This window comes from Tepidibacillus sp. LV47, assembly GCF_048381575.1.
In the GTDB taxonomy this organism is placed as follows: domain Bacteria; phylum Bacillota; class Bacilli; order Tepidibacillales; family Tepidibacillaceae; genus Tepidibacillus.
In genome coordinates this window covers 25,513-50,360 of sequence record NZ_JBLWIF010000004.1, presented here as the reverse complement: position 1 = coordinate 50,360, position 24,848 = coordinate 25,513, and the positions used below count along the sequence as shown (strand labels likewise).

The following is a 24,848-nucleotide window of genomic DNA, read 5'->3' as shown; positions in this document are numbered from 1 at the left end:
TTTCTTTATCAACTATTGTATGAGAAATGGTTCATCTGACTGCTCTTGATAATAAGTAGCTTGGTAAGGATTAATGTGCACAAATACATCTTTTATATTGTGAAATTGAGAGAGTAAAGTCTTTTTGACTTCTTTCCCAATCTGATGCCCCTCTTCCACGGTAATTCTAGGGTTTACCGCAATTTTTAGATCAACAATCACATAATGACCATGTTCCCTCGCATAGAATTCATCGACATGCATTACACCGACTACTTTTTCTACCGCAGCGATGTATTCTTTGGTTTCGTCTTCTTGGAGCACGCGATCCAGTGTATTATGGATGGTTTCTTTTCCTAGATCATAGGCCATTTTCATAATCGCAATTGCTACAACAAAACCAGCAAGAGGGTCAAGATAAAGAAGCCAATGAATATTCCATTTTCCCCCAAGAATCGCACCGCCAATTCCGATTAAAGCCCCTATTGAGGAATAGACATCTGATCGGTGTTCCCAAGCATTGGCGATGACAGCTGGTGAGTTGATTTTTTTTCCTACTCGATATTTATATTGGAACATTGCTTCCTTTACGATAATCGATAAAAGTGCTCCATAAATCGCCAAGATTCCTGGTGCTTCAATTTTCGCTTGAAACATTCCACGAAGGGAAGAATAACCGACCTCAACCCCTACAAAAAAAAGGATGACAGCGACAATGATCGCAGCAATATTTTCCGCTTTCCCATGCCCATAGGGATGATCTTTATCTGGTGGCAATTGGGCTGCTCGTAAGCCGATTAAAACGGCGATGGAACCGGCAACATCGGAAAAAGAGTGTGCAGCATCTGCGATCAACGCTTTACTGCTTGCAATCCATCCTAATCCCCCTTTTACGACCGCTAGAAAAAGATTTCCAATAATTCCAACCCATGCAGCAAATTCCGCTTTTTGAAAACGCTGTTCTTTCATAATATCCTCCTTAAGCAGTTAGAAGAATCCGCGTGATTGATTTTAAAAAAAACTTCTATATGAAGTCTTTTCGAAGACGTAGTCGAGTTCTTCTTTAGAGGTAGTTTTTTATGCTGATCGTTCAAGTTTAACTTCGATTTATTACGTTAATGAAGTTAAACTTTCCGAAGCAGTCAGAAGAAAACCGCGGTTATCCCGCGGTAAGAAACTTTCTTACATCCTTATTTTAACCAATATTCGATTTTTACGCTTCTTGAACTTGAACTCGTTTCTTTTTTAAATCTAGCCCTTTCCATACTACCCAGATTTGAGAAGCAATAAAGATGGAAGAATAGGCTCCTGTAAATAGACCAAACAATAAGGCTAATGAAAAGTTATGAATCCCTGGTCCGCCGAAGAAATACAAGGCTAAAGCAGCAAAGAAGACAGTAAGAACTGTATTGATGGAACGAGATAACGTTTGGTTCAAACTAAGGTTGACGACCTCTTCAATATCTTCCAATCGTTTAATTTTTGCCTTTTTCAAATTATCACGAATACGGTCATAAATGACGATCGTATCATTTACCGAATAACCAACAATCGTTAAAATGGCAGCAATAAAGGTAATATCCACTTCTAAACGAAGAAGCGAAAACATCGTAATGACGAAAAAGGCATCATGTAACAGAGCAACAATCGCTGAAATTGCAAAACGGTATTCAAAACGAATGGTCACATAAAGGATGATTCCTAGTGATGCCCATAAGACAGCGTAGATCGCTTTTTTTGCTAATTCTCTACCTACCGTTGGATCAACCGTACTCTCTTGGATATCTACTTTTGAACCATATTTCGTTTGAAAGACTTCACGTATAATGGGTAACACATCTTTTGAGATAGTTTGGTCAAAGCTTACAACAGCAATCTCCTGATTATTCCCTGCCGTCCGAATGACTGAAGGTTTTAAATCCACATTTTGAATTCCCTTGGCTTTTGCTTGTTCTTCTGCTTGTTTAAGCAATGTTTTAATTTCTGTTTCGGTAAACGCCTTGCCAATATGGATGTCGAGGCGAGACCCACTTTTAAAATCAATTCCTAAATTTAGACCAAAGATTAGTAAAGATAAAATTCCAAGTAAAGTAATAATCCCAGAAATGGTAAAGAAAATGTTTCGGCGGCGAACAAAATCAAATTTATAGTTCACGGATCTCAGCCTCCTTCACACCGAAGAGCCATGGTTTTGATGTAAGATTAGATTTGACAAACAAATTGATTAACCATCTTGAACCAAAAACGGCTGTAACCATACTGACGAGAATACTTACGATCAATGTTGTCGCAAATCCTTTAATTTGACCAAATTCTCCAATAATAAATAAGACAAGAGCAGCAATAATCGTGGTTAAATTGGCATCTAAAATCGTAGCAAGAGAACGTTGATACCCTACACGGATAGCAGACATAACGCTTCGTCCATTTCTTAGCTCTTCTTTTATTCTTTCATAAGAAATGATATTGGCATCAACGGCCATACCAATCCCTAAAACCAAAGCAGCTATACCTGGTAAAGTGAGGGTTACCTTCATTTGCCAGAAGACAACAAGAATTAAATAAATATAAAAAACAAGGCTAAAACTTGCGATGAATCCTGGCAGGCGATAATACAAAATCATGAATAATAGAATTAATGCCGTTCCAATGATTCCTGCTTTAACCCCAAGTTGCAAAGCTTGCATCCCTAGACTTGCACCAACACTTTGAGATTGAATCTCTTTCAGCTGTAGTGGCAATGCGCCTGCATTTAATAAATCAGCGAGTTCTTGGGCTTTTTCTACGCTTTCTTGACCTGTGATAATCGCTGTTCCATTCGTAATGACAGCATTCACCACTGGATCGGTAATTAAATCCTCATCAAGATAAATACCAATAGGTTGTCCAAGATATTTGCTCGTAATATCTCTAAATTTAGCAGCATCCTTTAATTTTAACTGAACGACAGGAAGATTCGTTTGCGGGTCAACATCAACTTTTGCTCCACCTTCAACCAAATCTTTCCCATCTAAGAGAATCTCGTTATTTGCATTGCGGAATGTAAGTCTAGCAGGTTTTCCTAGTAATTCCCTTGCTGCATCTTGATTGGTAACCCCTGCAAGTTTGACACGAATACGGTCTTGACCTTCAATCGTGATATCTGGTTCTGTAACCCCAAGAACATTGACCCTTCTGTCAATTGCACGAACCGTATCTTTTAACGCTTGCTTTGTTACTTTTTCTCCGTCAAGTGGTAAAGCCTGATATAATACCTCAAAACCGCCTCGTAAATCGAGACCTAAGGTAATATGACGGACGATATAGCCTGATGTAAACACCATTAATAACGAAAGTGACACGATAATGACTATGAGTGCGATGAGTTTACTCCAGCGAACCATTCGAATATCCTCCTTTTTCACCCAATAAGCCAATTATAAATGTTTGTAAATCATCGTGCAATGAAACGGTTAATTCTTACCCTTATAAGCATTTAACGTCAACCAATTCATAAACGTTGTCACTTTAAGTGACAAAATATCATTAACGACACGGTGTAATGGGGGCATCTCGTTTTGATATTTTTCAGAAACGCACTGCCATATCTCCTTTGCTGTTATCCCTTTATATCCCATTAAGTGAAACTCTTCGGCTTTGCTTTGACATAATGCTTCTAATTGGCAATCATATTCTGCTAGATCGAGTCCTTCCACACGAACCACCACTTTCAAAAAGTTTCTTTACCTTGTATACTACCTTTTTCGCTAAAAATTCGATTTTTCCTTCTCTTATAAAGGAATTTAATTTTGTCATGAGTTTCGCCTAGTATTCATATATCTAGACTAGCTTATCTTATTTAAGAAATGAGTGAAACATATGACGAAGAAGCAAAACTTTATGCATGGTGCAATGATTCTAGTCGTCGCTGGATTAGTCACTCGGGGATTGGGAACCATTTATCGCATTGCACTTTCAAGAGTGGTGGGTGCTGAAGCTATTGGTTTATATCAAATGGCATTTCCGTCCTTAATTCTATTAATCACTATTGTAACAGCAGGGTTACCCATTGCTGTTTCGAAAATGGTTGCAGAAGCAGAAGCAAAGAATGATGTAAGACAAACACAAAAGATTTTGCGAATCTCCCTTACGCTTGTGATCATCATTTCAATTGCCATTTCTGCTATCTTTTACATAACCATTCCTCTCATCAGTCAATATATATTAACTGATGAGAGGGTATATCTAACACTTGTCATGATCGTCCCGATCATCCCGATTATTTCGATTTCATCCGTTTTACGAGGATATTTCCAAGGAAAACATAACATGATTCCTTCTGCTACCTCCACGATTATCGAGACCATTTTTCGGATGATTTTTGGCATCCTTCTTTCTGTCTCTCTTTTGTCAAAAGGGGTAGAATACGCATCTGCTGGTGCGATGATCGGTATGGTCATTGGCGAAATCGCTGGAAATATAACTTTATTGGTTCACTACTTTATGCAAAAACGCGAAAAACAACATCAAATAGCTAAACGACTCTTCCCGAAACAAAACGAACAACTATATACAAAAATGTTCAGAATTGCCATCCCTGTCACAGCCAGTCAAATCATTGGATCACTCGCCTATTTTATTGAACCTAGTGTTGTCTCCCATAGCCTTGCTCTAGCAGGAGTTCCTACATCAATAGCTACAGCTCAATATGGACAATTAACAGGAATGGCATTACTTATCATTAATTTTCCTACCGTGATTACGTACTCCCTTTCTGTCTCGCTGATCCCTGCTGTTAGCGAAGCTGCCGCCAAAAAGAATCATTTCCTTATCTATAAACGCTTACACCAATCACTCAAAACAGCATATATGATCGGCTTACCTGCCTCAATTTTTATGTTTATCATGGCTGATCCAATAAGCCAAATTTTATTTAACAGTGAACAAGTTGGCCACTTTATTCGCATTTTGGCCCCGTTTTCCATCTTTTTATACCTTCAACGTCCTCTAGCTTCTACATTGCAAGGGTTAGATTATGCGAAAGAATCGATGAAAAATACCATTATTGGCGCTTTCGCGAAAACCATCGCCATCTTGGTTTTAGCCTCAAGAGCAAGTCTTGGCATCGATGGAGTTGCAATTGCAATCAACCTTGGAATGACACTGGTCACCGTCTTACATTTTCGCAGTGTTATCCATATTATTGGTTATACGATTCAAATAAGACCCCTTATCGCCATTAGCCTCTCTGCTATAAGCTTGGGAGTTGCTTCCTATGCTATTTTTGTCCATTTTCTTGAAAACGTTGAAATCATTGTACGGTTATTTATTTCTCTCTTTTTCGGCAGTATCATTTATCTTTATTTGTTACTCCTTTTTAAAGTGATTCGCAAAAAAGATCTTGTAAGCATTCCATGGTTAGGGGCGATTTTCCGCTATATTCTTCCTTAACTTATTAATCTTTACGATCAATAAAAAAATGGCCGGCATGATCGATACTAACAAAATATAATTCTTTCATATCTGTGTATCCTTTTTTGTTTAATTGTTCTTTTAACCAAGCTTCATCTTTATTGATTTTCTGTAAATTCTCCAATAAAATCTCACCATCCGCAACTAAAGGAACAGGCAAACCATTATATCGGTTATCTTTTAGTTGAAGATCTCCTTTTGTAACCGGTTGGTGAGAGGGTTTTTGAAAGACACTTAGTTTCCCTGAAGGTTCTAAAATGGCAAATTCCACTTCGGCAATATCTTGAATATTTTTCTCCCTTAGTTGTATTAATAAATCATCGATAGAGTAGCGTTGCCTTGCCATTTCTTTATCAAGAATTTTTCCATTAGCAATGAGAATGGCTGGTTTGCCATCAACAAGATCACGGATTCTTTTGCTTTTTAATGTAAGGTAGGATAAAACAATCTGAGTAACCATAAGAACAAGAATCGGAACAACCCCTTTTAACAAAGATTGTTCCGTATCCTCAATCACCAATACGGCAATTTCTGCCATCATAATCGAAACAACAAAGTCAAAAATCGATAATTTGCCAATTTCTCGTTTTCCCATTAACCGCAAAACAACCAATACAAAAAAGTACATAAATATCGTACGATATAAAGCTGTTAACACTCCCATTTGAATCTCCTTTACCAAAAGAGTTTCAAATGATAGTTTTGGCATTCATAAAAGAATTTATAACCATTTCCTCTTTTTAAATTCATAAAGCATCATTATTGCTAAAATCGCCATTCCTAGTACAATCACAACAATGGCTAAGGGACTATCTTCAAAGGGTATGACCACGTTCATCCCAAATACACCTGTGATAAACGTTAATGGCATCATAATGGTAGAAATAATCGTTAAAACTCGCATAATTTCATTGGTTTTGGCTCCGACAATGGAATAATAGGTTTCCATCGCACTGTTTACAAGATCCCGATAAGTCTCAGTATTGTCAACGATTCGTTCTAGATGGTCGACTAAGTCAATATAGTACGGGATATTCTCTTCCTGAATCTTAAAGGACCACTTTCCATTGATGTTGGAAAAGATTCTTCTTTGAGGTTGGATGACCCTTCGTATTAAGATGATTGACCGTTTTAAAGCCATGAATTCATCGATAATCTCTTCAACATCTTGGTCATACATCTCATCTTCTAATTCATCAATCCGTACACCAATTCGATCAAGAATTGGGAAATATTCATCTGTCACACCATCGATGATATTATAAAGCAAATAGTCTGGTCCCTTATTCATATAATCAGTGTAACGCAGGCTTCTTGCCGCTACTTTCCCAACAGGGTTTAGCGGATATTTATGGATTGTTACGATATAGTTATCCCCCAAGAACACATTTAACTCTAATGTGGAAATCTCATTGTCGTCTTCTTCATTATATTTGAGTGCATGGAAAACAAAAAAATAATAGTCATCATATTTATCCACCTTGGCTCTTGGACTATCGTGTAAACAATCCTCGATCGCTAAAGGATGGAATTGGAATAATTCACCAATATAATTCAATTCCTGATTTGTTACTTCATAAAGATCGATCCATAACAAATCTTTTGGCGATGCTAAATAATCCTGTAGTCGATTCAGATCAATATCATGGTACATTTTCTGTTCGCTATGTTTATAAAAATAGGTCTTGATCATTTTTCTCCCTCCTTTAGTCCTCGATCACTGATCCGCAAAATACCCTATTCTAGTCTAAAATATCTCTTTAAACTTCTCAACATAAAGTAAAAAATCTTTGCATAAAATGTACAAACTATTTCTTTTTCCTTCATTTATGAATAGGGGTGATAGGGTAATGAAAGCAAATATTAGCAATGCAACAAAAAAATATTCAAATCCGATCTTAATCGGTCTTATCTACACATTTGCGATCGTAATCCTTAGTACACTTGTCTTCACACTTATTCTCTACTTTACATCCTTATCAGAACAACGTCTTCCTCTACTGATTTATATCACTACAGCGATTAGTCTTCTTACAGGGGGATTTAAAAGTGGGAAGACTGCTGGTACTAGAGGTTGGTATTATGGTGGAATAACAGGGTTAATCTATGGGATTCTCTTAGCGCTGATCTGGTTTCTAGGATTTAATCTTGGTTTTCAACTCCGTTTATTGATTATCCTTCTTTTAAGTTTTCTTTTTGGTTCTTTTGGCGGGATGATTGGCGTAAATACAAAAAAATAATTCTAAAGACAAGTAGATGTTTCTGGAATGAAAACATATAATACTACTATATCGCCAATCAGATATGATATAATTTTTAAATATAAGTGTTAAATGGAGGTCTTTTATGTTTCATTCCATGAACACCATCATTCTTGCCTCAACAATCCTTACGATTCTGATTTCTATGATTGTTTTGCGCCAGAACCCTTACACAATCATCAAAAATTCTTTTACTACATTATTTTCAAATAAAAAGATGTTCATTCAATTTTTAGCTCTTTTTTTAATCCTTTATTTTAATAAAATGGAACAAATCTTTGAAAAAAATATTGATGTTGGCGATTTCACACCAGTCATTCAACAATTAGAAGGGAATGGGATCTATTTTATTCAACAGTTCTTTTTAAATGATACTTTAACTTATATCTTTACATTCTTTTATATCATCGTTTTTCCAGCCATGATGGTTTCTTCATTAGTGGTATACATTAATGAAGACCACCGTTTATTTTACGCCGTTATTTATGCTCTGATGTTAAATTATATTATTGCAATTCCATTTTACCTTTTTTTCCCTATCTATGAGGTCTGGTATTTTGATCACCATGTGCAATTCTTAATTCCTCAAGTCTATCCAAACTTTGAATTAGAATATCGTCCATTTTCAGGAATTAATAACAATTTCCCCAGTTTGCACACATCTATATCCGTTAGCCTTGCTATCATCGCATTACGTTACAAAAATCTTTTATTTAGTAAAATCACCTTATTTAGTGCAATCATCATTGTCTTCTCAACTCTTTACCTTGGAATTCATTGGCTATTAGATATGGTTGCTGGCGTGATCCTCGCTTTCATTGCTAGTCAAACAGGACTGCGTCTTAGTGATATGGTTACCAATACCCATTCATTTGAGATTGGGAATCAGTTAACGACAAAAAGATAAAGAGCGTAGCTTTTTTACAGGCTACGCTCTTTCTTTTTATGTAAAATTATTCGTTTTGACTGCTTTCAATCACTCCGTTGATCGCATTGCGATCAAAAGTAATTCTTGTACTTTCATTTACACGAAGCGTTACTTTGTCATCGGTCAGATCCACAATGGTTCCGTAGATCCCGCCAATGGTAACCACCCTGTCATTCTTTTTAAGACTTGCAAGCATGGCATTACGCTGTTTCGCTCTTTTTTGCTGTGGACGAATGAGCAAAAAGTAAAAAATCACAAACATCAATACAAAAGGAAGTAAGGTCGCTAACCAACTCCCCTGTGTTGCTGCAGTTCCTTGAGCCAAAAACATCGATATTCCCTCCTTTCTTTTGAATATCATAACAAAAAACTAGAAAGTTCGTAACTCATTTCTCCCATATTCCGCAAAAAATTCCTCTTTGTATTCAAGAAGGCGATCTTCTAGAATCGCTTGACGGATATTTTTCATCAGATTAAGCAAGAAAAAGAGATTATGATAAGTGGTTAATCTTAGTCCAAAAATTTCATCTGCTTTTAATAGATGACGAACATATGCCCTTGAATAATTTTGACAGGTATAACAACTGCATTTTGGATCAATCGGGCCAAAATCTCTCGCATACTTCGCATTGCGAACCACCAATCGTCCTTGACTGGTCATTGCTGTACCATTTCTTGCAATTCGCGTAGGCAAAACACAATCAAACATATCAATTCCACGAATAACGCCTTCAAATAAAGACTCTGGATCGCCAACCCCCATCAGATAACGAGGCTTGTCCTCAGGAAGTAAAGGAGTCGTATGTTCCAAAATATCAAACATCATCTCCTTTGGTTCTCCTACGCTAAGCCCGCCAATTGCATACCCGGGGAAGTTAAGAGAAGTGATTTCTTTTGCACTTTGTTCCCTTAAGTCCTTATACACTCCTCCTTGTACAATCCCAAATAAAGCCTGGTCATTAGGTCTTGAGTGAGCTTTTAAAGAGCGTTCTGCCCATCTGGTTGTCCTTTCAAGAGATTTTTTCACATAGTCGCGATCAGCAGAGTAAGGTGGACATTCATCAAACGCCATAATGATATCTGCTCCAAGAGCATTTTGAATCTCGATCGATTTCTCTGGGCTGATGAATAATTTTTCCCCGCTCAAATGGTTGCGAAAGTGGACTCCTTCTTCTGTTATTTTGCGCAAATCACTCAAACTAAAAACTTGAAATCCTCCACTATCTGTTAAAATGGGGCGATCCCAGTTCATAAAATGATGAAGACCACCTGCTTCTTTCACAATCTCATGACCAGGTCTTAGAAAAAGATGATAGGTATTACTCAAAATGATCTGTGCATTCATCTGTTTCAATTCTTCTGGACTCATCGTTTTTACTGTTGCTTGCGTTCCAACAGGCATGAAAATTGGAGTTTCAATCACCCCATGTGGTGTATATAGACGTCCTAATCGTGCTCCTGTTTTTTTATCTTTTTTAATTAATTCAAAACGTATAGCTGACATTCTATCCTACCTTTCATACCGCCACATGATGCTTAATAAATAAACATCGCATCACCAAAACTAAAAAAACGATAATGCTGATCAATCGCTTCTTGATAGGCCTTCATAATCGTATCACGACCAGCAAAAGCACTGACCAACATCACTAAAGAGGATTTGGGTAGATGAAAGTTGGTGATCATCGCGTCAATGGCTTTAAACTCATATCCTGGATAGATAAAGATATCCGTCCATCCATCCTTTGCTTCAAATCGTTCTGTTTGTTTGTTAACGACCGTTTCAAGGGTGCGAACAGAAGTAGTCCCTACAGCAATGATTCTTCTTCCCTCTTCTTTTGCCTCATTTAATTTCTTCGCCGCTTCCTCATTTAACTGATAATATTCGGAATGCATATGATGCTCTTCGATATTTTCCGTTTGCACAGGACGAAATGTTCCGAGTCCCACGTGTAAGGTGATATAAACGATTTGAACGCCTTTTTCTTCAATTTGTTGTAACAATTCCTTGGTAAAATGTAATCCTGCTGTTGGAGCAGCTGCTGAACCCAAATGTTTGGCATAGACAGTCTGGTAGCGGTCTTTATCTTCCAGTTGTTCTTTTATATAGGGAGGAAGGGGCATTTGCCCTAAATGATCTAAAATTTCATTGAAAATCCCTTGATAATGAAAGCGAATGATTCTTCCTCCTACTTCTGTCGTATCTTCGATCACTCCAGTCAGTAACCCGTCACCAAAAACGACTTCATGGCCTTGTCGTAGTCTTTTTCCTGGTTTTACTAAGGTTTCCCAACGATTGTCATCTAATTGCTTCAATAATAGAACTTCTACCTTTGCCCCTGTCTCTTTTTTGTGGCCGATTAAACGGGCTGGTAATACTTTTGTATCATTTAAGACAAGGGTATCTCCTTTATGTAAAAAGTCAATAATATCCTTAAAACGGTAATGTCCGATTTCCCCAGTGCGTCGATTTAAAGTGAGTAGTTTTGAATCAGAACGGTTTTTAAGTGGAGTTTGGGCAATTAATTCTTCTGGTAAATCAAAATCAAATAATTCAATATTCATCTATTCTTCCCTCGGTTTGAGCAATATCTATATTATTTTTCCCATATTTTATTGTTGATTATACTTGAAAACGAATAACTAGCAATTATTTACTATATCAATCTCCTTGTCTTTTTGCAAGAAAATCATTACTACTCATTCTTTTTTTCTATTGAAATGAAAGCATTTTCATATTATAATCAAAATCAATCAAATATGATCAAAAATAATCAACAACTTTCGCGTAAACGATCATGTTTGATCGGATAGAAAAATAAAGGGGGTGTTTATAGAAGTTGTATAGCGAAGAACGGAAAGCACTCATTCTTGACTATATTCAAAAAAAATCCAGGGCTTCTGTCCAAGAACTTGGACAGTATCTCAATGTATCTGAATCGACCATACGTAGAGATCTGAAAGAATTAGAAGATTTAAAACTTCTAAAAAGGACTCATGGCGGAGCAATCCCGATTGAAAGTGTGAATTTTGAACCAACATTTCGGGAAAAAGAAGATCAATATTTTTTAGAAAAAAAAGCGATTGCAAAAAGGGCTGCAGAGTTTATTGAAGAAGGAGATACGATCCTATTAGATTCAGGGACAACAATTTTCCATCTTGTAAAAGAATTAAAACGGTTTCATAAGTTAACCATTGTTACCAATTCATTGATTTTTGCTCAAGAGTTACAAGATTGTCAAGGAATTGATGTGATTATTATTGGTGGATTTCTAAGAAGAGAGACTTTAGCATTGGTGGGTCCCTTAGCGGAGGAGGCATTATCTTCAATCAAAGTTGATAAAGCATTTATTGCAACAAATGGGTTGGATATCATAGAAGGTCTCACGACACCGAATCTAATTGAGGCATCTACAAAACGGAAAATGATTGAATCATCAAAACAAGTCTATTTATTAGCCGATCATAGCAAAATAGGAAAAGTTGCTTTTGCTAAGTTCGCAAATATCAATAAAGTGGACAAATTGATAATCGATGATGCTGTTCCTGAATACACTGTCAAAGAATTGATCAAATTAGGTATTGAAGTCGTTACTGTCACAGTATCATAGGAGGAAACAAAATGGAACCAGCAGTAATCACGGTAACATTAAATCCTGCCATCGATAAAACCATCACCCTTCCACGATTTGAAGTTGGGGGTCTTAATCGAGCCAGCCAAGTTCGAATTGATCCTGGAGGTAAAGGAATTAATGTTGCAAAAGTACTAAAAAAGTTTGGGGTTGATGTTTTGGCAACTGGCTTCATAGCCGGAGACCAAGGAAATTTGCTGCGCAATCAATTAATTGAGAGAGCCATTCAAACTGATTTTATTCATGTTACTGGTGAGACCAGAACCAATTTCAAAATTGTCGATGAAGAAGATGGAATCACTACCGAAATTAATGAAGTTGGGTTCCCAATATCAGATCAAGATATTACAAATTTAAAAGAACGGTTGAGATCTTACCTTTCATCAAATTCAGTGATTGTGTTTGCTGGAAGTCTTCCTCAAGGTGCTTCAGATCAAACCTATTATGAATTGATCCAATTTGCCAATCAAGCAGGAGCAAAGACGATTCTTGATGCAGATAAAGCGGCACTAAGAGAAGGAATTAAAGCAAAACCCTATGCGATAAAACCCAACATTTTCGAGCTAGAACAATTATTGACAAGAAAACTTGATACTGATCAAAAAATTGTAGAAGCTGGAAAAGAACTAATTGAACAAGGTATTTCCCTTATTATCGTTTCAATGGGTAGTAAAGGAGCTATTGTGTTAAATCAAAAAGAAGCTTATCGAATCACACCATTTCCAATTACACCAAAAAGTACAGTTGGTGCAGGAGATTCTATGGTTGCAACACTAGTCTACTCTTTATTAGAAAATAAAAACTTAGAAGAAATAGCAAAATGGGTGACAACTGCCGGAACGATTACAGCAACCAAACCCGGCACAGAAGTTTGTTCACTAGAAGAAGTAAAACAAGCGATTCATAAGATCAATGTTAAAAAACTTTTGTAGCTACAACATGTAGAAAGGTGGATTACAATGAAGAAAATTTTAGCTGTTACTGCTTGTCCCACTGGTATCGCACATACCTATATGGCTGCAGAAGCTCTCCAAGAAGCAGCAAAACAAAAAAATGTAGAAATAAAAGTAGAAACTAGGGGAGCAGTCGGTGTTGAAAACGAGTTAACACCAGAAGAAATTCGCGAAGCACATGCCATCATCTTAGCTGTGGATGTTGATGTAAATGAAGAAAGATTTAAGGGAAAAAACGTCATCAAAGTTGGTGTTGCTGAAGCTATTAAGGATGCAAATGCATTAATTGAGCAAGCAATCTCGATGAAAGCAAAAGCTGTTGACTATCATGAACAAGTTGAGGCTATCAAAGCTGAGAGAAGTGCTGAACGAACAGGTGTATATAAACATTTAATGAATGGTGTTTCCAATATGTTGCCATTAGTGGTAGCTGGTGGATTAATCATTGCCATCTCTTTTATCTTTGGGATCAAAGCTTTCGATCCTAATGACCCTTCTTATAATCCGATTGCAAAAGCGTTAATGGATATAGGTGGAGGTTCTGCCTTTGCCTTAATGGTTCCCGTTCTTGCAGGGTATATTGCCTTTTCTATCGCTGGAAAACCTGGATTGGCACCTGGATTAGTTGGTGGAATGTTAGCTAGTAAAATAGGTGCAGGATTTCTAGGTGGGATCATCGCCGGTTTTCTTGCAGGTTATGTGGCAAAATGGTTGCGCGACTATATTAAATTACCAAGAAACTTTGCTGGTCTTGTTCCTATCCTCATTATTCCATTCTTCTCTACATTGATTGTTGGTTTATTAATGATTTTTGTCATTGGTACACCTGTAAAATCGATCATGGATGCCCTTACAGGATGGCTAACCAACCTATCTTCTGCTAATGCGGTAATTCTAGGTTTGATATTAGGTGCAATGATGGCATTTGATATGGGAGGTCCTGTCAATAAAACCGCTTATACTTTCGCAGTTGGTTTATTAGGTAGCAATGTTTTTGCTCCAATGGCAGCCGTTATGGCAGCTGGTATGACTCCACCATTAGGTCTGTGGTTGGCTACTTTAATCGCACCTAAAAAATTTACAAATGAAGAAAGAGAAGCTGGAAAAGCAGCCTCAATTTTAGGAATTTCATTTATTACAGAGGGAGCTATCCCATTTGCTGCAGCTGACCCCTTTCGTGTTATTCCTGCGATTGTCGCTGGTTCAGCAGTCACAGGTGCTTTATCCATGTATTTTGGGGCTACATTACGAGCACCACATGGAGGAATTTTTGTCCTATTTATTCCGAATGCAGTAGGAAACTTACTCATGTATACCGTTTCAATCATCGTAGGAACGATCGTGACAGCTCTTCTTGTTAGTGTATTAAAAACAAGAAAAAATGAACAATAAACCATTTAACTTATAGGAGGTCTTATCTATGGATCTATCGACACTCATTAAAGAAGAGACCATCTCATTATCCTTAGAGGCAACGGATAAACAAGATGTCATTACCAAAATGGCAAGTAAAATGGCCAAAGCTGGATATATTTCCGATGTGAATCTATATACTGAAGCCGTATTCACGAGAGAAGAAAAAGGATCTACAGGTATTGGCTTTCAAGTAGCCATCCCTCACGGAAAGTCTAAAGGAGTGAGCAAGCCTGGATTAGCTTTTGCAAGATTAGCTCAACCCATTGATTGGGAATCTCTAGATGGCCAACCTGTTTCCATGGTTTTCTTAATTGCTGTTCCCGAAGAACAAGCAGGCAACGAACATTTGCAGATTTTAGCGGCTTTATCAAGAAAACTCATCCATGAGGAATTTAGAAATCAATTAATGTCTGCCAAAACAGCTCAAGAGGTTCTTAGTCTCATCAAAACAGCATCTTAAATAGATAGACGGCCATGAAGTATTATGCTTCATGGCATTTTAAACTATTTTTTAACTTCTGAAACAAATCTTGCAATCCGTTTCATTGCTTCTTCTAATTGTTTCATCGATGTCGCATAAGAGCATCGGATGTAACCTTCTCCACTTTTTCCAAAGGCATTTCCCGGTACAACTGCAACTTTTTCTTTTCGTAAAAGTTGTTCTGCAAATTCTTCAGATGTTAATCCTGTTTCAGAAATGGAAGGGAAAACGTAGAATGCACCACCAGGTATATGACAAGAAAGTCCCATTTCATGAAACGAATGAACAACAAAGTTTCTTCGTTGCCTATAGCTTTTTTTCATCTCTCTTACGCTTCTTTCTCCATTTGTCAGAGCTTCGATAGCTGCATGTTGAGCCATTGTAGGTGCAGACATGATTGTATATTGATGGATTTTTATCATCGCTTGAATAATTTCTTTAGGTCCTGCTGCATAACCTAAACGCCAGCCTGTCATAGCAAAAGCTTTAGAAAATCCAGAAATTAAAATTGTTCTTTCTTTCATTCCTTTAATCGATGGGAAACTTGTAAATTCTTCATCGTAAGTAAGTTCAGCATAGATTTCATCAGATAAAACGATTAAATCATATTTTTCAACGACGGAAGCAATCTTTATAAGTTCCTCTTTTCCTAGAACTGTTCCAGTTGGATTGTTTGGATTACACAAAATAATGGCCTTTGTTTTCGAGGTAATGGCTTTTTCTATTTGTTCTTGTTGGGGTTTAAAACCATCTTTAAAATCCGTTTGTACAGGTACTGGGAATCCACCTGCTAAGGATACAATAGGTGAATATGCAACAAAACTCGGTTCAACAACAATAACCTCGTCACCTGAATTTATGATCGCTCTTAAAGCTAGATCAATCGCCTCGCTTGCCCCAACCGTTACAATCAGTTCGTCTTCAGGATTATATTCAACCTCGTAATTCGATTTTAAATACCGGCTTATTTCCTCTCGTAATTCAATCATCCCTGCATTCGCGGTATAAGCAGTATACCCTTGTTCAAGTGCATGATAGCTAGCTTCTATTATATTCCATGGCGTTACAAAGTCTGGCTCTCCTACCCCAAGCGAGATCACATTATCCATCGTTGATGCCAACTCGAAAAACCTTCGAATACCTGAAGGTTTCAGTTGCTCAACTCTTTTTGATAGATACGTTTTTTGTTTAGTTGACATTATGGTGTCACCACAATTCTTCTATCATCTTCTTTTTGGTCAAATATGACTCCATCATGCTTATACTTCTTCAAAATAAAGTGGGTAGTTGTAGATATAACAGAATCAAGAGTAGATAACTTTTCTGAAACAAATCGGCCAATTTCAGACATCGTTTTCCCTTGAACAGAGACCGATAAATCATACGCCCCCGACATTAAATATACTGCTTTCACCTCAGGAAAGCGATAGATTCTCTCTGCGACTTTATCAAATCCTACACCTCGCTTGGGTGTTACCTTTACATCGATCATTGCGGTAACTCCTTCATAATCTAAAACTTTTGCCCAATCCACAATCGCTGAATAACCAAGAATAATCTTCTCCTTCTCTAACTTATCCATCATTTTCTCGATTTCTTTTACATCCATATCTAGTAATTTGGCTAGAGTCTCAATTTCCATTCTCCCATTCTTTTCCAAAAGTTCCAAAAATTCAATCTCTTTCTTTTCCAAAACGCCCACTCACTTTCTTTTCATGTTTAAGATTAATAATAACAAAAAAAGCAGCAAATTTTTCAATTTATTTAAAAATTTTAAATCAATTTTATAATCCAAAGAAAATCTAGGATTTGAGTCTATAAATTTTGTCGAGTATGTTATGATATTTTTAAAACAGCACTTTGGAGGAAGACATGAGATATACAACAATTGGAAGTGTAAGAGAAGGACAGATTCTTGGCAAAAACATCTATTCTATGGATGGAAAAATTTTATTACGTAATGGAGTTTCATTGACAAAACAAATCATTCTGAAATTAAAACAATTAGGAATCACTGCAATATATATTAAGGACGATCGCTTTAATGATATAAAGGTTGAAGATATTGTTTCGGAAGAAACAAAAAGAGCTACAATTGGTGTACTTTCTGAATCTGTAAAATGTATTCAAACAGGTAAAGAGTTAAATATGAAGGAACTGCAAAATAATACGAGTGAATTAATATAATGAAATTCTTAAAAATAAAGATAATCTTGTATTTCTTGATGACATATTAACTAAAGATAATCAATTGTTTATCCACTCTGTCAACGTATGTATCATATCTATAATTATTGGTAACAATTTAAAAATGAGCCGAAATCAATTACAAGAATTGGCATTAGGAGCCCTTTTTCATGACATTGGCAAAGTCATCCCTGATGAGGCTTTAGATAAATTAACATTAAAACATGATAATGTTAACGAACATACATGGAGAGGATTTTATTATTTAAGAAAAAAGCCGGAGATCAATGCTGTCTCATCGATTGTTGCGTTAGAACATCATGAATACATGAATGGCAAAGGCACACCGCGAGGGTTAAAAAAGGATGAGATTCATTTATATGCTAAGATTGTAGGCTTAGCGAATTATTATGACAATCTTGTAAACCCACATATGGGAAATATACGAATCAAACCACACGAAGCTTTGGAAAAAATCATGGGCCTTACCAATCATTTTTTCGAACATGATATCGTTTGGCAGTTTTTACAGTCCATAGCCACCTATCCAAATGGGAGTACGGTAAGATTATCTACAAACGAAATCGGTATTGTTGTGGGACAACACAAAGGATTACCAACCCGCCCTATAATACGACTCTTAAAAGAACAGAATTCAAATCAAATTGAAGCAATGGAAATCGATTTGGCTAAAGAGAAAACGGTATTCATCGAGGAAGTATTGGAATAGTTTCACGAAAAATACCGTCCTTCATCATCTTTACCAATCTTTGTTACTTCTTTTCTATCTCTTTCGTCAAATCTAGTTACTGCATCAGGCTTCACTCGTTTTGAGCGGGGCTTTTTTTTTATTAACGGTTTCAATCCTCTTTAGTCGAGTCTAGTTACTGCATCAGGATTATTCGAAGACAAAGGCATTGCTTCAATACTGTGCCATGGAATGGATGATACACAGGGAGTCTTAATTACCAAAGACAATCGTTCTACATCACTTATTTTTTGGCTACTTGTTCATTTACTGTTGCATTACGTATATTATGTCTCTCACCAACTTGGGTATACCGCTAAAATCGCCATCCTCTAGATTTGTCATGATGATACTACCGTTCGTTAAGATGATGTAATCATTTAGTCTGAACATTAATTCTTCCCGTCGATTTTGATTTAATTTACCAAAAAAAGCGCTATATTGTATGCGTTTAAGGCCATAATCTTTTAGTCTTTCAGGCCACTTATATTGGAAGAAAAAAAGGGATTTCCAAAAAATAGAGACATTTAACGACCTTTAACTTTAATTTTTTAAAAACAAATGAGGAGATAAATAGAACACTAGCTATCGGACTCTATCAACGATTAAACAAAGATGAAGGGGAAAAGGAGGGAGAGAAGCAAACGCCATTAGAATTGAAGATTTTGTTGCAGATGTAATGAAAAATTTTATTGAGGCGATACATTTGTTACATCTGGAGACTTTGGAGTCGATTAAGTTACTATGTATACTTTCATCCTTGGAGAAGTAACCACTTAATGAATAAATACCATTTTTCAAAAAGAAAATTTCAATTAACTCATTCATTAAATTCACAATCCAAAATTTTTAATTTCAGCTTTTTCATATAGTTTAAACCTTACTCAACGATCATGGCGTATAGGCGTATAGAAGATGGGGATGGTTAATCTGGTTGGACTACATTATCAATCTCTTGATCTTCTTTATCTTCAGCAAATAAACGAACAACAAAAGGAGCGATGAAGACTTCACAACCTTTTTTCGTCAAAAAATGGACTAAACTGATTAAACAATCTTCCTAATATACGTTGATGATCAGGAGGAGCTAAAGTCATATCGTAGACAATCCCATCAATTAAGTCGAACCGTTTACTCACATCCCATGTTAGATAATCAGAATAGGTAAACTTTCTATTAAACTCGGGCAAAGACATCAATACCACCCCAAATTAACTTAAATTCCAAGAATATCTTTAATTTATTCCATACAAAAGCGAAAGCCAGAAATAAATGTTTCAATCCCCTTAAAGTCGGGTCAGTTACTGCATCTTCCGGAAAACGTCGAAAATTCCTTTTTTGTAAAAAAACCCTTACAATCTTCGAAAATCGTTTTATTATATTTTCAATAATATAACCAAAAACCCTTCTTCTACACTTTATTTTTTCTCCCTTAATGCCTGTAAAAATCTTGTAATTTTACCCACGGCTTCCGGCGTGATGTTGAGTTTATTTAACTCATATTGGACAAATTTGTGATTAGTGGTTTCCCATTCGAGTTCATAATCAGTGATATCGAAATATGTACTTTCATCTAAACTAATGATATCTGTATAAAACTTAAAATCATGACGTTTCGTTTGTAGGCTTCCTACAACTTTTAGCCGGTTAACTGGATTAATCCCAAATCCAATCTTTTTTTCATTCCATACTTCTTTCAAGAGCGGGTGATCAATTGGCAAGCCCTCTTGAATATACTGTTTTGCCTCACTTACAGATAGAGATTGACGTAGTTCTTGTTGTTCGAAATATCCTGTTACATGTACTTTTGGAATCTTGATTTGTAATTCCCAGGTATTCTCTTTATGACGAATTCGGATAGTTGTTCCTTTTTCAATCAGCCCAAAATTTTCAATATCAAAATAATAGTTCGTTTGTATATATGGTTTCAAAACTTCTGTAAATTGAGCAAAGTAATCTTTCAAATCCTCAAATTGTTCTTTTGTCAACAAAGCTTTATACTCCTTCTCTAACTCTCGTTCAATCATGCACAACATCCTTTCATCAACTATAAAAAATCCCCCCCTCTAAGGGGAGGATAAAGCGAAGGGAAAGATCAAATCCATTCCATTCTACCTGAAAAATCTTAATAAATACATAATCCCCGACAATATAAGACTAAGAACAATACTTGTCATCAATGGGAAATAAAAGGTAAAATTATCCTTTTTAATCACAATATCCCCTGGAAGTCGGCCTAATGAAAGGAATCTTCCGCCAACTTGCCAGAGAATCCCTACAATAATGAACACGATTCCAATACTAATCAACAGTTTAGGCATTGGATTCATTGGGAATGCTCCTTCCTAGATGTTGATATGCCGCATGAGTAACCATTCTTCCCCGAGGGGTTCGTTGTAAAAAGCCAATTTGCATGAGATAAGGTTCATAAACATCCTCAATCGTATTCGACTCTTCCCCAATGGAAGCGGCCAAAGTATCCAAACCAACCGGACCACCACGATAAGTATCGATAATGGTTGCCAATAATTTATGGTCAATATGATCAAGTCCCAAACGATCTACTTGAATCTGCTCCAAAGAAGATCTAGCAACTTCCTCGGTGATCATCCCATCCCCTACGACTTGGGCGAAATCTCGCACCCGTTTTAATAAACGGTTTGCCACCCTGGGCGTTCCTCTTGAACGTAAAGCGATTTCTCTCGCTGCTTCTCCCATAATTTGCACACCTAATAAGTCTGCAGCCCGCATTACAATTTGTGTTAATTCATCAACGGTATAATATTCTAAGCGACTTACAACACCAAAACGGTCGCGAAGAGGAGAGGATAATAATCCTGCTCTTGTGGTTGCTCCAATTAAGGTGAACTTGGGAAGGTCTAGTCGAACCGATCTTGCGCTGGGCCCTTTACCAATAATAATATCTAGGGCATAGTCTTCCATCGCAGAATAAAGAACTTCCTCGACAGTACGATGAAGGCGGTGAATTTCATCGATAAAGAGCACATCTCCTTCTTGGAGATTCGTCAAAATGGCAGCTAGATCCCCAGGTCGTTCAATCGCAGGACCTGATGTGGTGCGAATCCCTACTCCCATTTCGTTAGCAATAATATTGGAAAGGGTAGTTTTCCCTAACCCTGGCGGACCATAAAGAAGGACATGGTCTAAGGGTTCATTCCGCATCTTTGCCGCTTCAATAAACACTTTTAAATTTTCTTTTACTCTAGCTTGCCCGATATATTCCGATAAAAAACGAGGACGCAGGCTAAATTCGACACTTTGATCCTCCGTTAACATCTGAGCGGAGATAATGCGATCTTCCAATGCCTCTTCCTCCTATTCTCTCATCAGATTTTGTAATGCCTGTTTAATTAATCGATCAAGGGGTTCTCCCTTTTCAATCAAAGGTTGCAAGCTTTTTAAAACTTGATGAATCTCTTGATCATGATAACCTAAGGATTTGAGCGCTTCTTTTAGATCGGAACCATGTTTAGTAGAGATGATCCCTTCTTCTTTCCTTTTCATTATATCAAAAAGATTCCCTCTAAAACTTAATCCTTTCACTTTATCTTTTAAATCTAAAATGATCCGTTGTGCTGTTTTTTTGCCAACTCCTGGCAATTGGGTTAAAAACTTCTCATCCTCAGAGGCAATGGCCTGGATCACTTGATTGAGGTTCCCTTGACCAATCATCGCTAGTGCTCCTTTTGGTCCAATCCCCGATACCCCTAATAATAAGCGAAAGAGATAGCGTTCTTCTTTATTTTGAAATCCATAAAGACCCATCCAATCCTCACGCATATAGTGGTGAGTATAAATCAGACAAGGTTGATTAAGCTTTGGATGATAGAATTCGGGTCTCGGGACAAAAACCTGATAACCTACCCCATTTACATTGACAATCACTGACTCTTCATCGATATCGACAACAATTCCTTGGACAAAATCGATCATATGGTTTTCCCCTTGTTCAGTAAAAAAGTCATTTTCGCCGAATGAGCATGACAAATGGCAATCGCTAAAGCATCCGCCACATCATCTGGCTTCGGAATCTCCTTTAAATTCAAATACATCTTAACCATTTCTTGAATTTGTCTTTTTTCTGCTCTTCCATAACCTACTATCGCTTGTTTCACTTGTAATGGTGTATATTCGAAAACGGGAAGTCCTGCCTCAACTGCTGCTAACATGAGAACTCCTCTTGCCTGTCCAACGGTAAACGCTGTGGTTACGTTTTTATTAAAATAAAGTTTTTCGATGGAAACGGCTTCGGGTTGATAGGTCGCAATGATTTCTTTCGCTGCATCATAAACTTGTTTTAGACGAATTCCTGTATCTAATCCAGCTTTGGTCTGGATGCTCCCATATTGAAGAGGACGAACTTGATTTCCTTCTTTTTTAATAACACCAAAACCAACGATCGCAATTCCCGGATCAAAACCTAAAATAATCACGAAACTCCCCCATCAAGATACGAACATATATTTTCATCATGCTGATTATACCAAAAAAATGCATCAAAAAAAAGCCACGAAACCGTGACTTTTTCCTTGAGCAACCTAAAAACTATTCCTTTGTAAATTCACTAAAGGTAGATAACACACTATTATACTCTGCTAAATTGTGAACAGGAATTCCTTCTTGCAATTGACGGACCGGTTCTTTAGGCAGTCCTGTTTCTAAACTCTCGATATCAATCTGAAAAAACGTTTCAATGACTTGTTTATTCTTCGCATCCCCTTTATATAAAATGAGATGCCCATCTGGACTTAATCCAAAATAAGCGCCCTTGCAATCAGGGGATAGTTCCTTTAGATTTCTTTTTAAGATAATCTCCCTTTTATCCGGGTCGACTTTCTCAACGGTCCAGTCTGGATATTTTTGTGAAATGTCCTTTAATAATAGAACCTCATCTTTTTTTTCAACGATGTCTTTCCCACATGCATAATGGGAAATTAGTGTTAACTTCATCGGGATAGGTGTATTCACTTTTCGTACCGATGATAAGTTTGAATCACTTAGAAAGTAAATGGATATGGCTAGGATAACAAATAAAGATAAAAGAATAAAACGAATCCACTTCCTAAAAATTAAATGAAAAAACATGAAAAAACCCCTTTTTCTTGAGTTTTTTCCTAGTCATACCCAATTTTTCGTCAATTTATACATTTTATTCTTCGAATTCACTATCATCAATATCTGCATTCGTTTGTACCGATTGAACATCGTCTAAGTCTTCCAGTGCATCGATGAGTTTAATCATTGCTTTGGCGTTTTCCCCTGTTAGGGCGATTGTATTTTGTGGGATCATGGTAATTTCCGCTTCTTCAAATTCAAGTCCTTGTTGTTCTAAAGAAGTTTTTACATTTTCAAATTGTTCTGGTGTTGTATAAATTTCGTAATCATCTTCTTCAACCTTTAAATCTTCAGCACCTGCTTCTAACGCCATCATCATGATACTATCTTCGTCTAAATCTGTCTTCTTTTTATCGATGATAAGAACCCCTTTTCGCTCAAACATCCAGGTAACGCTTCCTGTCTCACCAAGGCTCCCGCCGTTCTTGTTAAAGGCATGGCGGACTTCTGCAGCAGTACGATTCCGATTATCCGTCAAACATTGAACCATAACCGCTACTCCGCCAGGTCCATATCCTTCATAGGTGATTTCCTCGTAATTACTATCGGTTTCACCCAACGCTTTTTTGATCGTACGTTCAATATTATCGCTAGGCATATTGTTTTTCTTTGCCTTTTGAATCGCTAATTTTAATTTAAAGTTTACATTAGGGTCAGGCCCACCATTACGGACTGCGACGAAAATTTCCTTCGAGATCTTTGTGAAAATTTTCGCTTTAATTGCATCTTGACGTCCTTTGCGATGCATGATGTTTTTCCATTTTGAATGACCTGCCATCCTAATTCTCCTCTCAATTAAATTCACAACCATATGTTTGATTAAATTCCAGACATAAGTTTAGCACAGCACATGTAAACGGGTAAACAGGTTTTGTTTCCAGATATCAGCCCTAAACTCCCGGCATTAACGATCGTTTGTGTTCACTGATTTGATGTAAATATTCAATCTTTTCGATGACTTCTGGTTTTCCTTCTCCTGTAAGGAGATAACGATCTAAATCTTCATAGCTAAAACCCATTTCACTTTCATCAGTTTGTCCAACCCATAAATCAGCTGATGGGGGTTTAGTGATAATGGACTCAGGAATGCCCAATTCCTCTGCTACCATTCGAATTTGATGTTTGGTTAGACTTGCGACTGGATTGAAATCTGCGAGTCCATCCCCACCTTTTGTCATATAGCCAACATAAATTTCCGAGTAGTTACAAGTATCGGCAACAAGATATCCTTTTTGTCCTGCTATTGCATAAAGGCTTGTCATTCGTAATCTTGCTTTGGTGTTTCCTTTTTGTAAGTCACTTAATGGTTCAACCTTCTCAATCTCGGATAAAATTGCATCAAAAGCAGGTCCAACATCAATCGTCACCAGGTTTAAATCAAGGGTTTCTGCCAATTTCTTGGCATCTTTTTCATGAATGGGATTGGAATAAGCAGGCATCCAGATTCCTAATACCCGGTCGTTCCCTAATGCCTTCAAACATAATGCAGCAGTTACCGCACTATCAATCCCTCCAGAAATACCGACAACGACTCCTTTCGCTTTGGCTTTTTCCACATAATTTCGAATAAAATTGACCCGATCCTGGATATCTTCTTGAATTCTTTCCTTATATTGTTTTAGTTTCTCTTGAAAACGATCCATTGGCGATACTCCTTTCTTATCACCTTTTATGTT

At 36.9% G+C, this 24,848-nt stretch carries 30 protein-coding genes; 9 read left to right on the top strand and 21 right to left on the bottom strand.

What is annotated here, in order from left to right:
• Window positions 1-12: 12 nt before the first annotated feature.
• From ACMW72_RS06435 to ACMW72_RS06420, 4 genes are all read right to left on the bottom strand, one after another.
• Window positions 13-948 carry a cation diffusion facilitator family transporter gene (locus ACMW72_RS06435; protein WP_418368023.1) on the bottom strand — a complete coding sequence of 312 codons (936 nt, stop codon included), beginning with the start codon at window positions 946-948 and terminating at the stop codon, window positions 13-15.
• A gap of 244 nt (window positions 949-1,192) precedes the next feature.
• Window positions 1,193-2,134 (bottom strand): protein translocase subunit SecF, encoded by a 942-nt coding sequence (gene secF / locus ACMW72_RS06430; RefSeq protein ID WP_418368022.1) that lies wholly within the window; start codon window positions 2,132-2,134, stop codon window positions 1,193-1,195.
• A complete protein-coding gene (gene secD / locus ACMW72_RS06425) occupies window positions 2,124-3,362 on the bottom strand; it encodes a protein translocase subunit SecD (protein WP_418368021.1) in 1,239 nt (412 codons plus the stop codon). The genes secF and secD overlap by 11 nt, the downstream gene beginning before the upstream one ends.
• Before the next feature lie 69 nt (window positions 3,363-3,431).
• Entirely contained in the window at window positions 3,432-3,674 is a 243-nt protein-coding gene (locus tag ACMW72_RS06420; protein ID WP_418368020.1) for a post-transcriptional regulator, read from the bottom strand.
• Between the two features lie 163 nt (window positions 3,675-3,837).
• Between ACMW72_RS06420 and spoVB the strand changes: the two genes are divergently transcribed.
• Window positions 3,838-5,409, top strand: a complete 1,572-nt coding sequence (gene spoVB / locus ACMW72_RS06415; RefSeq protein ID WP_418368019.1) for a stage V sporulation protein B — start codon at window positions 3,838-3,840, stop codon at window positions 5,407-5,409.
• Between the two features lie 4 nt (window positions 5,410-5,413).
• Here the strand turns inward: spoVB and ACMW72_RS06410 are convergent, their stop codons facing one another.
• Both ACMW72_RS06410 and corA read right to left on the bottom strand, forming a co-directional pair.
• Window positions 5,414-6,094 (bottom strand): DUF421 domain-containing protein, encoded by a 681-nt coding sequence (locus ACMW72_RS06410; protein WP_418368018.1) that lies wholly within the window; start codon window positions 6,092-6,094, stop codon window positions 5,414-5,416.
• Between the two features lie 57 nt (window positions 6,095-6,151).
• The gene (corA, locus tag ACMW72_RS06405; protein WP_418368017.1) at window positions 6,152-7,123 is read right to left on the bottom strand and encodes a magnesium/cobalt transporter CorA; all 972 of its coding nucleotides are present in this window, start codon (window positions 7,121-7,123) and stop codon (window positions 6,152-6,154) included.
• A 157-nt stretch (window positions 7,124-7,280) separates the two neighbouring features.
• On the opposite strand from corA, the gene ACMW72_RS06400 reads away from it, so the two are divergent.
• Together ACMW72_RS06400 and ACMW72_RS06395 are read left to right on the top strand one after the other, a co-directional pair.
• The gene (locus ACMW72_RS06400) at window positions 7,281-7,670 is read left to right on the top strand and encodes a TIGR04086 family membrane protein (RefSeq protein ID WP_418368016.1); all 390 of its coding nucleotides are present in this window, start codon (window positions 7,281-7,283) and stop codon (window positions 7,668-7,670) included.
• Window positions 7,671-7,776: 106 nt separating this feature from the next.
• The gene (locus ACMW72_RS06395; protein ID WP_418368015.1) at window positions 7,777-8,598 is read left to right on the top strand and encodes a phosphatase PAP2 family protein; all 822 of its coding nucleotides are present in this window, start codon (window positions 7,777-7,779) and stop codon (window positions 8,596-8,598) included.
• A gap of 46 nt (window positions 8,599-8,644) precedes the next feature.
• On the opposite strand, the gene yajC is transcribed toward ACMW72_RS06395, so the two are convergent.
• Genes yajC through queA form a run of 3 tightly spaced genes read right to left on the bottom strand, consistent with a single transcriptional unit; the run spans window position 8,645 to window position 11,184 of the window.
• A complete protein-coding gene (yajC, locus tag ACMW72_RS06390; RefSeq protein ID WP_418368014.1) occupies window positions 8,645-8,950 on the bottom strand; it encodes a preprotein translocase subunit YajC in 306 nt (101 codons plus the stop codon).
• Window positions 8,951-8,989: 39 nt separating this feature from the next.
• Entirely contained in the window at window positions 8,990-10,123 is a 1,134-nt protein-coding gene (gene tgt, locus ACMW72_RS06385; protein ID WP_418368013.1) for a tRNA guanosine(34) transglycosylase Tgt, read from the bottom strand.
• Window positions 10,124-10,155: 32 nt separating this feature from the next.
• On the bottom strand, window positions 10,156-11,184 hold the full coding sequence (queA, locus tag ACMW72_RS06380) for a tRNA preQ1(34) S-adenosylmethionine ribosyltransferase-isomerase QueA (RefSeq protein WP_418368012.1): 1,029 nt from the start codon (window positions 11,182-11,184) through the stop codon (window positions 10,156-10,158).
• Between the two features lie 275 nt (window positions 11,185-11,459).
• Between queA and ACMW72_RS06375 the strand changes: the two genes are divergently transcribed.
• From ACMW72_RS06375 to ACMW72_RS06360, 4 genes are read left to right on the top strand one after another with little or no spacing between them, the layout of a single operon-like run.
• Window positions 11,460-12,230 (top strand): DeoR/GlpR family DNA-binding transcription regulator, encoded by a 771-nt coding sequence (locus ACMW72_RS06375; RefSeq protein ID WP_418368011.1) that lies wholly within the window; start codon window positions 11,460-11,462, stop codon window positions 12,228-12,230.
• Window positions 12,231-12,241: 11 nt separating this feature from the next.
• Window positions 12,242-13,183 (top strand): 1-phosphofructokinase, encoded by a 942-nt coding sequence (gene pfkB / locus ACMW72_RS06370; protein WP_418368010.1) that lies wholly within the window; start codon window positions 12,242-12,244, stop codon window positions 13,181-13,183.
• Window positions 13,184-13,210: 27 nt separating this feature from the next.
• Complete coding sequence (locus ACMW72_RS06365; RefSeq protein WP_418368009.1) at window positions 13,211-14,596, top strand: PTS fructose transporter subunit IIC; 1,386 nt, start codon at window positions 13,211-13,213, stop codon at window positions 14,594-14,596.
• 28 nt (window positions 14,597-14,624) lie between these two features.
• Window positions 14,625-15,080 carry a PTS sugar transporter subunit IIA gene (locus tag ACMW72_RS06360; protein ID WP_418368008.1) on the top strand — a complete coding sequence of 152 codons (456 nt, stop codon included), beginning with the start codon at window positions 14,625-14,627 and terminating at the stop codon, window positions 15,078-15,080.
• 44 nt (window positions 15,081-15,124) lie between these two features.
• Here ACMW72_RS06360 and ACMW72_RS06355 read toward each other — a convergent pair whose 3' ends face one another.
• On the bottom strand, window positions 15,125-16,300 hold the full coding sequence (locus ACMW72_RS06355) for an aminotransferase (protein WP_418368007.1): 1,176 nt from the start codon (window positions 16,298-16,300) through the stop codon (window positions 15,125-15,127).
• The gene (locus ACMW72_RS06350; RefSeq protein WP_418368148.1) at window positions 16,300-16,743 is read right to left on the bottom strand and encodes an Lrp/AsnC family transcriptional regulator; all 444 of its coding nucleotides are present in this window, start codon (window positions 16,741-16,743) and stop codon (window positions 16,300-16,302) included. The genes ACMW72_RS06355 and ACMW72_RS06350 overlap by 1 nt, the downstream gene beginning before the upstream one ends.
• 230 nt (window positions 16,744-16,973) lie before the next feature.
• Here ACMW72_RS06350 and ACMW72_RS06345 point away from each other — a divergent pair, with 230 nt between their 5' ends.
• Together ACMW72_RS06345 and ACMW72_RS06340 are read left to right on the top strand one after the other, a co-directional pair.
• Entirely contained in the window at window positions 16,974-17,288 is a 315-nt protein-coding gene (locus tag ACMW72_RS06345; protein ID WP_418368006.1) for a hypothetical protein, read from the top strand.
• A 64-nt stretch (window positions 17,289-17,352) separates the two neighbouring features.
• Window positions 17,353-18,018 (top strand): HD-GYP domain-containing protein, encoded by a 666-nt coding sequence (locus ACMW72_RS06340; protein ID WP_418368005.1) that lies wholly within the window; start codon window positions 17,353-17,355, stop codon window positions 18,016-18,018.
• A gap of 285 nt (window positions 18,019-18,303) precedes the next feature.
• Here ACMW72_RS06340 and ACMW72_RS06335 read toward each other — a convergent pair whose 3' ends face one another.
• The 10 genes from ACMW72_RS06335 to nadE all read right to left on the bottom strand — a co-directional run bounded on the left by ACMW72_RS06335 (window position 18,304) and on the right by nadE (window position 24,815).
• Window positions 18,304-18,555, bottom strand: coding sequence for a hypothetical protein (locus tag ACMW72_RS06335; RefSeq protein WP_418368147.1), 252 nt, complete (start codon window positions 18,553-18,555; stop codon window positions 18,304-18,306).
• Window positions 18,556-19,046: 491 nt separating this feature from the next.
• Entirely contained in the window at window positions 19,047-19,232 is a 186-nt protein-coding gene (locus ACMW72_RS06330) for a hypothetical protein (protein ID WP_418368004.1), read from the bottom strand.
• Between the two features lie 222 nt (window positions 19,233-19,454).
• Window positions 19,455-20,063, bottom strand: a complete 609-nt coding sequence (locus ACMW72_RS06325; RefSeq protein WP_418368003.1) for a CYTH domain-containing protein — start codon at window positions 20,061-20,063, stop codon at window positions 19,455-19,457.
• An 84-nt stretch (window positions 20,064-20,147) separates the two neighbouring features.
• Window positions 20,148-20,366, bottom strand: a complete 219-nt coding sequence (locus ACMW72_RS06320) for a DUF2905 domain-containing protein (protein ID WP_418368002.1) — start codon at window positions 20,364-20,366, stop codon at window positions 20,148-20,150.
• Entirely contained in the window at window positions 20,350-21,360 is a 1,011-nt protein-coding gene (gene ruvB / locus ACMW72_RS06315; protein ID WP_418368001.1) for a Holliday junction branch migration DNA helicase RuvB, read from the bottom strand. Before ruvB ends, ACMW72_RS06320 begins: the two co-directional genes overlap by 17 nt.
• Before the next feature lie 12 nt (window positions 21,361-21,372).
• Window positions 21,373-21,990, bottom strand: a complete 618-nt coding sequence (gene ruvA, locus ACMW72_RS06310) for a Holliday junction branch migration protein RuvA (RefSeq protein ID WP_418368000.1) — start codon at window positions 21,988-21,990, stop codon at window positions 21,373-21,375.
• The gene (ruvC, locus tag ACMW72_RS06305; RefSeq protein ID WP_418367999.1) at window positions 21,987-22,490 is read right to left on the bottom strand and encodes a crossover junction endodeoxyribonuclease RuvC; all 504 of its coding nucleotides are present in this window, start codon (window positions 22,488-22,490) and stop codon (window positions 21,987-21,989) included. The genes ruvA and ruvC overlap by 4 nt, the downstream gene beginning before the upstream one ends.
• 112 nt (window positions 22,491-22,602) lie before the next feature.
• On the bottom strand, window positions 22,603-23,142 hold the full coding sequence (locus ACMW72_RS06300; RefSeq protein ID WP_418367998.1) for a BofC C-terminal domain-containing protein: 540 nt from the start codon (window positions 23,140-23,142) through the stop codon (window positions 22,603-22,605).
• Window positions 23,143-23,206: 64 nt separating this feature from the next.
• Complete coding sequence (locus ACMW72_RS06295; RefSeq protein WP_418367997.1) at window positions 23,207-23,950, bottom strand: YebC/PmpR family DNA-binding transcriptional regulator; 744 nt, start codon at window positions 23,948-23,950, stop codon at window positions 23,207-23,209.
• A gap of 112 nt (window positions 23,951-24,062) precedes the next feature.
• Complete coding sequence (gene nadE / locus ACMW72_RS06290; protein WP_418367996.1) at window positions 24,063-24,815, bottom strand: NAD(+) synthase; 753 nt, start codon at window positions 24,813-24,815, stop codon at window positions 24,063-24,065.
• Window positions 24,816-24,848 lie beyond the last annotated feature (33 nt).

Coding starts and splice junctions, on each gene's coding strand:
- ACMW72_RS06435 (WP_418368023.1), bottom strand. CDS start 948: ATGAAAGAACAGCGTTTTCAAAAAGCGGAATTTGCTGCATGGGTTGGA.
- secD (WP_418368021.1), bottom strand. CDS start 3,362: ATGGTTCGCTGGAGTAAACTCATCGCACTCATAGTCATTATCGTGTCA.
- spoVB (WP_418368019.1), top strand. CDS start 3,838: ATGACGAAGAAGCAAAACTTTATGCATGGTGCAATGATTCTAGTCGTC.
- ACMW72_RS06410 (WP_418368018.1), bottom strand. CDS start 6,094: ATGGGAGTGTTAACAGCTTTATATCGTACGATATTTATGTACTTTTTT.
- corA (WP_418368017.1), bottom strand. CDS start 7,123: ATGATCAAGACCTATTTTTATAAACATAGCGAACAGAAAATGTACCAT.
- ACMW72_RS06400 (WP_418368016.1), top strand. CDS start 7,281: ATGAAAGCAAATATTAGCAATGCAACAAAAAAATATTCAAATCCGATC.
- ACMW72_RS06395 (WP_418368015.1), top strand. CDS start 7,777: ATGTTTCATTCCATGAACACCATCATTCTTGCCTCAACAATCCTTACG.
- yajC (WP_418368014.1), bottom strand. CDS start 8,950: ATGTTTTTGGCTCAAGGAACTGCAGCAACACAGGGGAGTTGGTTAGCG.
- tgt (WP_418368013.1), bottom strand. CDS start 10,123: ATGTCAGCTATACGTTTTGAATTAATTAAAAAAGATAAAAAAACAGGA.
- queA (WP_418368012.1), bottom strand. CDS start 11,184: ATGAATATTGAATTATTTGATTTTGATTTACCAGAAGAATTAATTGCC.
- pfkB (WP_418368010.1), top strand. CDS start 12,242: ATGGAACCAGCAGTAATCACGGTAACATTAAATCCTGCCATCGATAAA.
- ACMW72_RS06365 (WP_418368009.1), top strand. CDS start 13,211: ATGAAGAAAATTTTAGCTGTTACTGCTTGTCCCACTGGTATCGCACAT.
- ACMW72_RS06360 (WP_418368008.1), top strand. CDS start 14,625: ATGGATCTATCGACACTCATTAAAGAAGAGACCATCTCATTATCCTTA.
- ACMW72_RS06355 (WP_418368007.1), bottom strand. CDS start 16,300: ATGTCAACTAAACAAAAAACGTATCTATCAAAAAGAGTTGAGCAACTG.
- ACMW72_RS06350 (WP_418368148.1), bottom strand. CDS start 16,743: ATGGAAATTGAGACTCTAGCCAAATTACTAGATATGGATGTAAAAGAA.
- ACMW72_RS06345 (WP_418368006.1), top strand. CDS start 16,974: ATGAGATATACAACAATTGGAAGTGTAAGAGAAGGACAGATTCTTGGC.
- ACMW72_RS06330 (WP_418368004.1), bottom strand. CDS start 19,232: ATGTCTTTGCCCGAGTTTAATAGAAAGTTTACCTATTCTGATTATCTA.
- ACMW72_RS06325 (WP_418368003.1), bottom strand. CDS start 20,063: ATGATTGAACGAGAGTTAGAGAAGGAGTATAAAGCTTTGTTGACAAAA.
- ACMW72_RS06320 (WP_418368002.1), bottom strand. CDS start 20,366: ATGAATCCAATGCCTAAACTGTTGATTAGTATTGGAATCGTGTTCATT.
- ruvA (WP_418368000.1), bottom strand. CDS start 21,990: ATGATCGATTTTGTCCAAGGAATTGTTGTCGATATCGATGAAGAGTCA.
- ACMW72_RS06300 (WP_418367998.1), bottom strand. CDS start 23,142: ATGTTTTTTCATTTAATTTTTAGGAAGTGGATTCGTTTTATTCTTTTA.
- ACMW72_RS06295 (WP_418367997.1), bottom strand. CDS start 23,950: ATGGCAGGTCATTCAAAATGGAAAAACATCATGCATCGCAAAGGACGT.
- nadE (WP_418367996.1), bottom strand. CDS start 24,815: ATGGATCGTTTTCAAGAGAAACTAAAACAATATAAGGAAAGAATTCAA.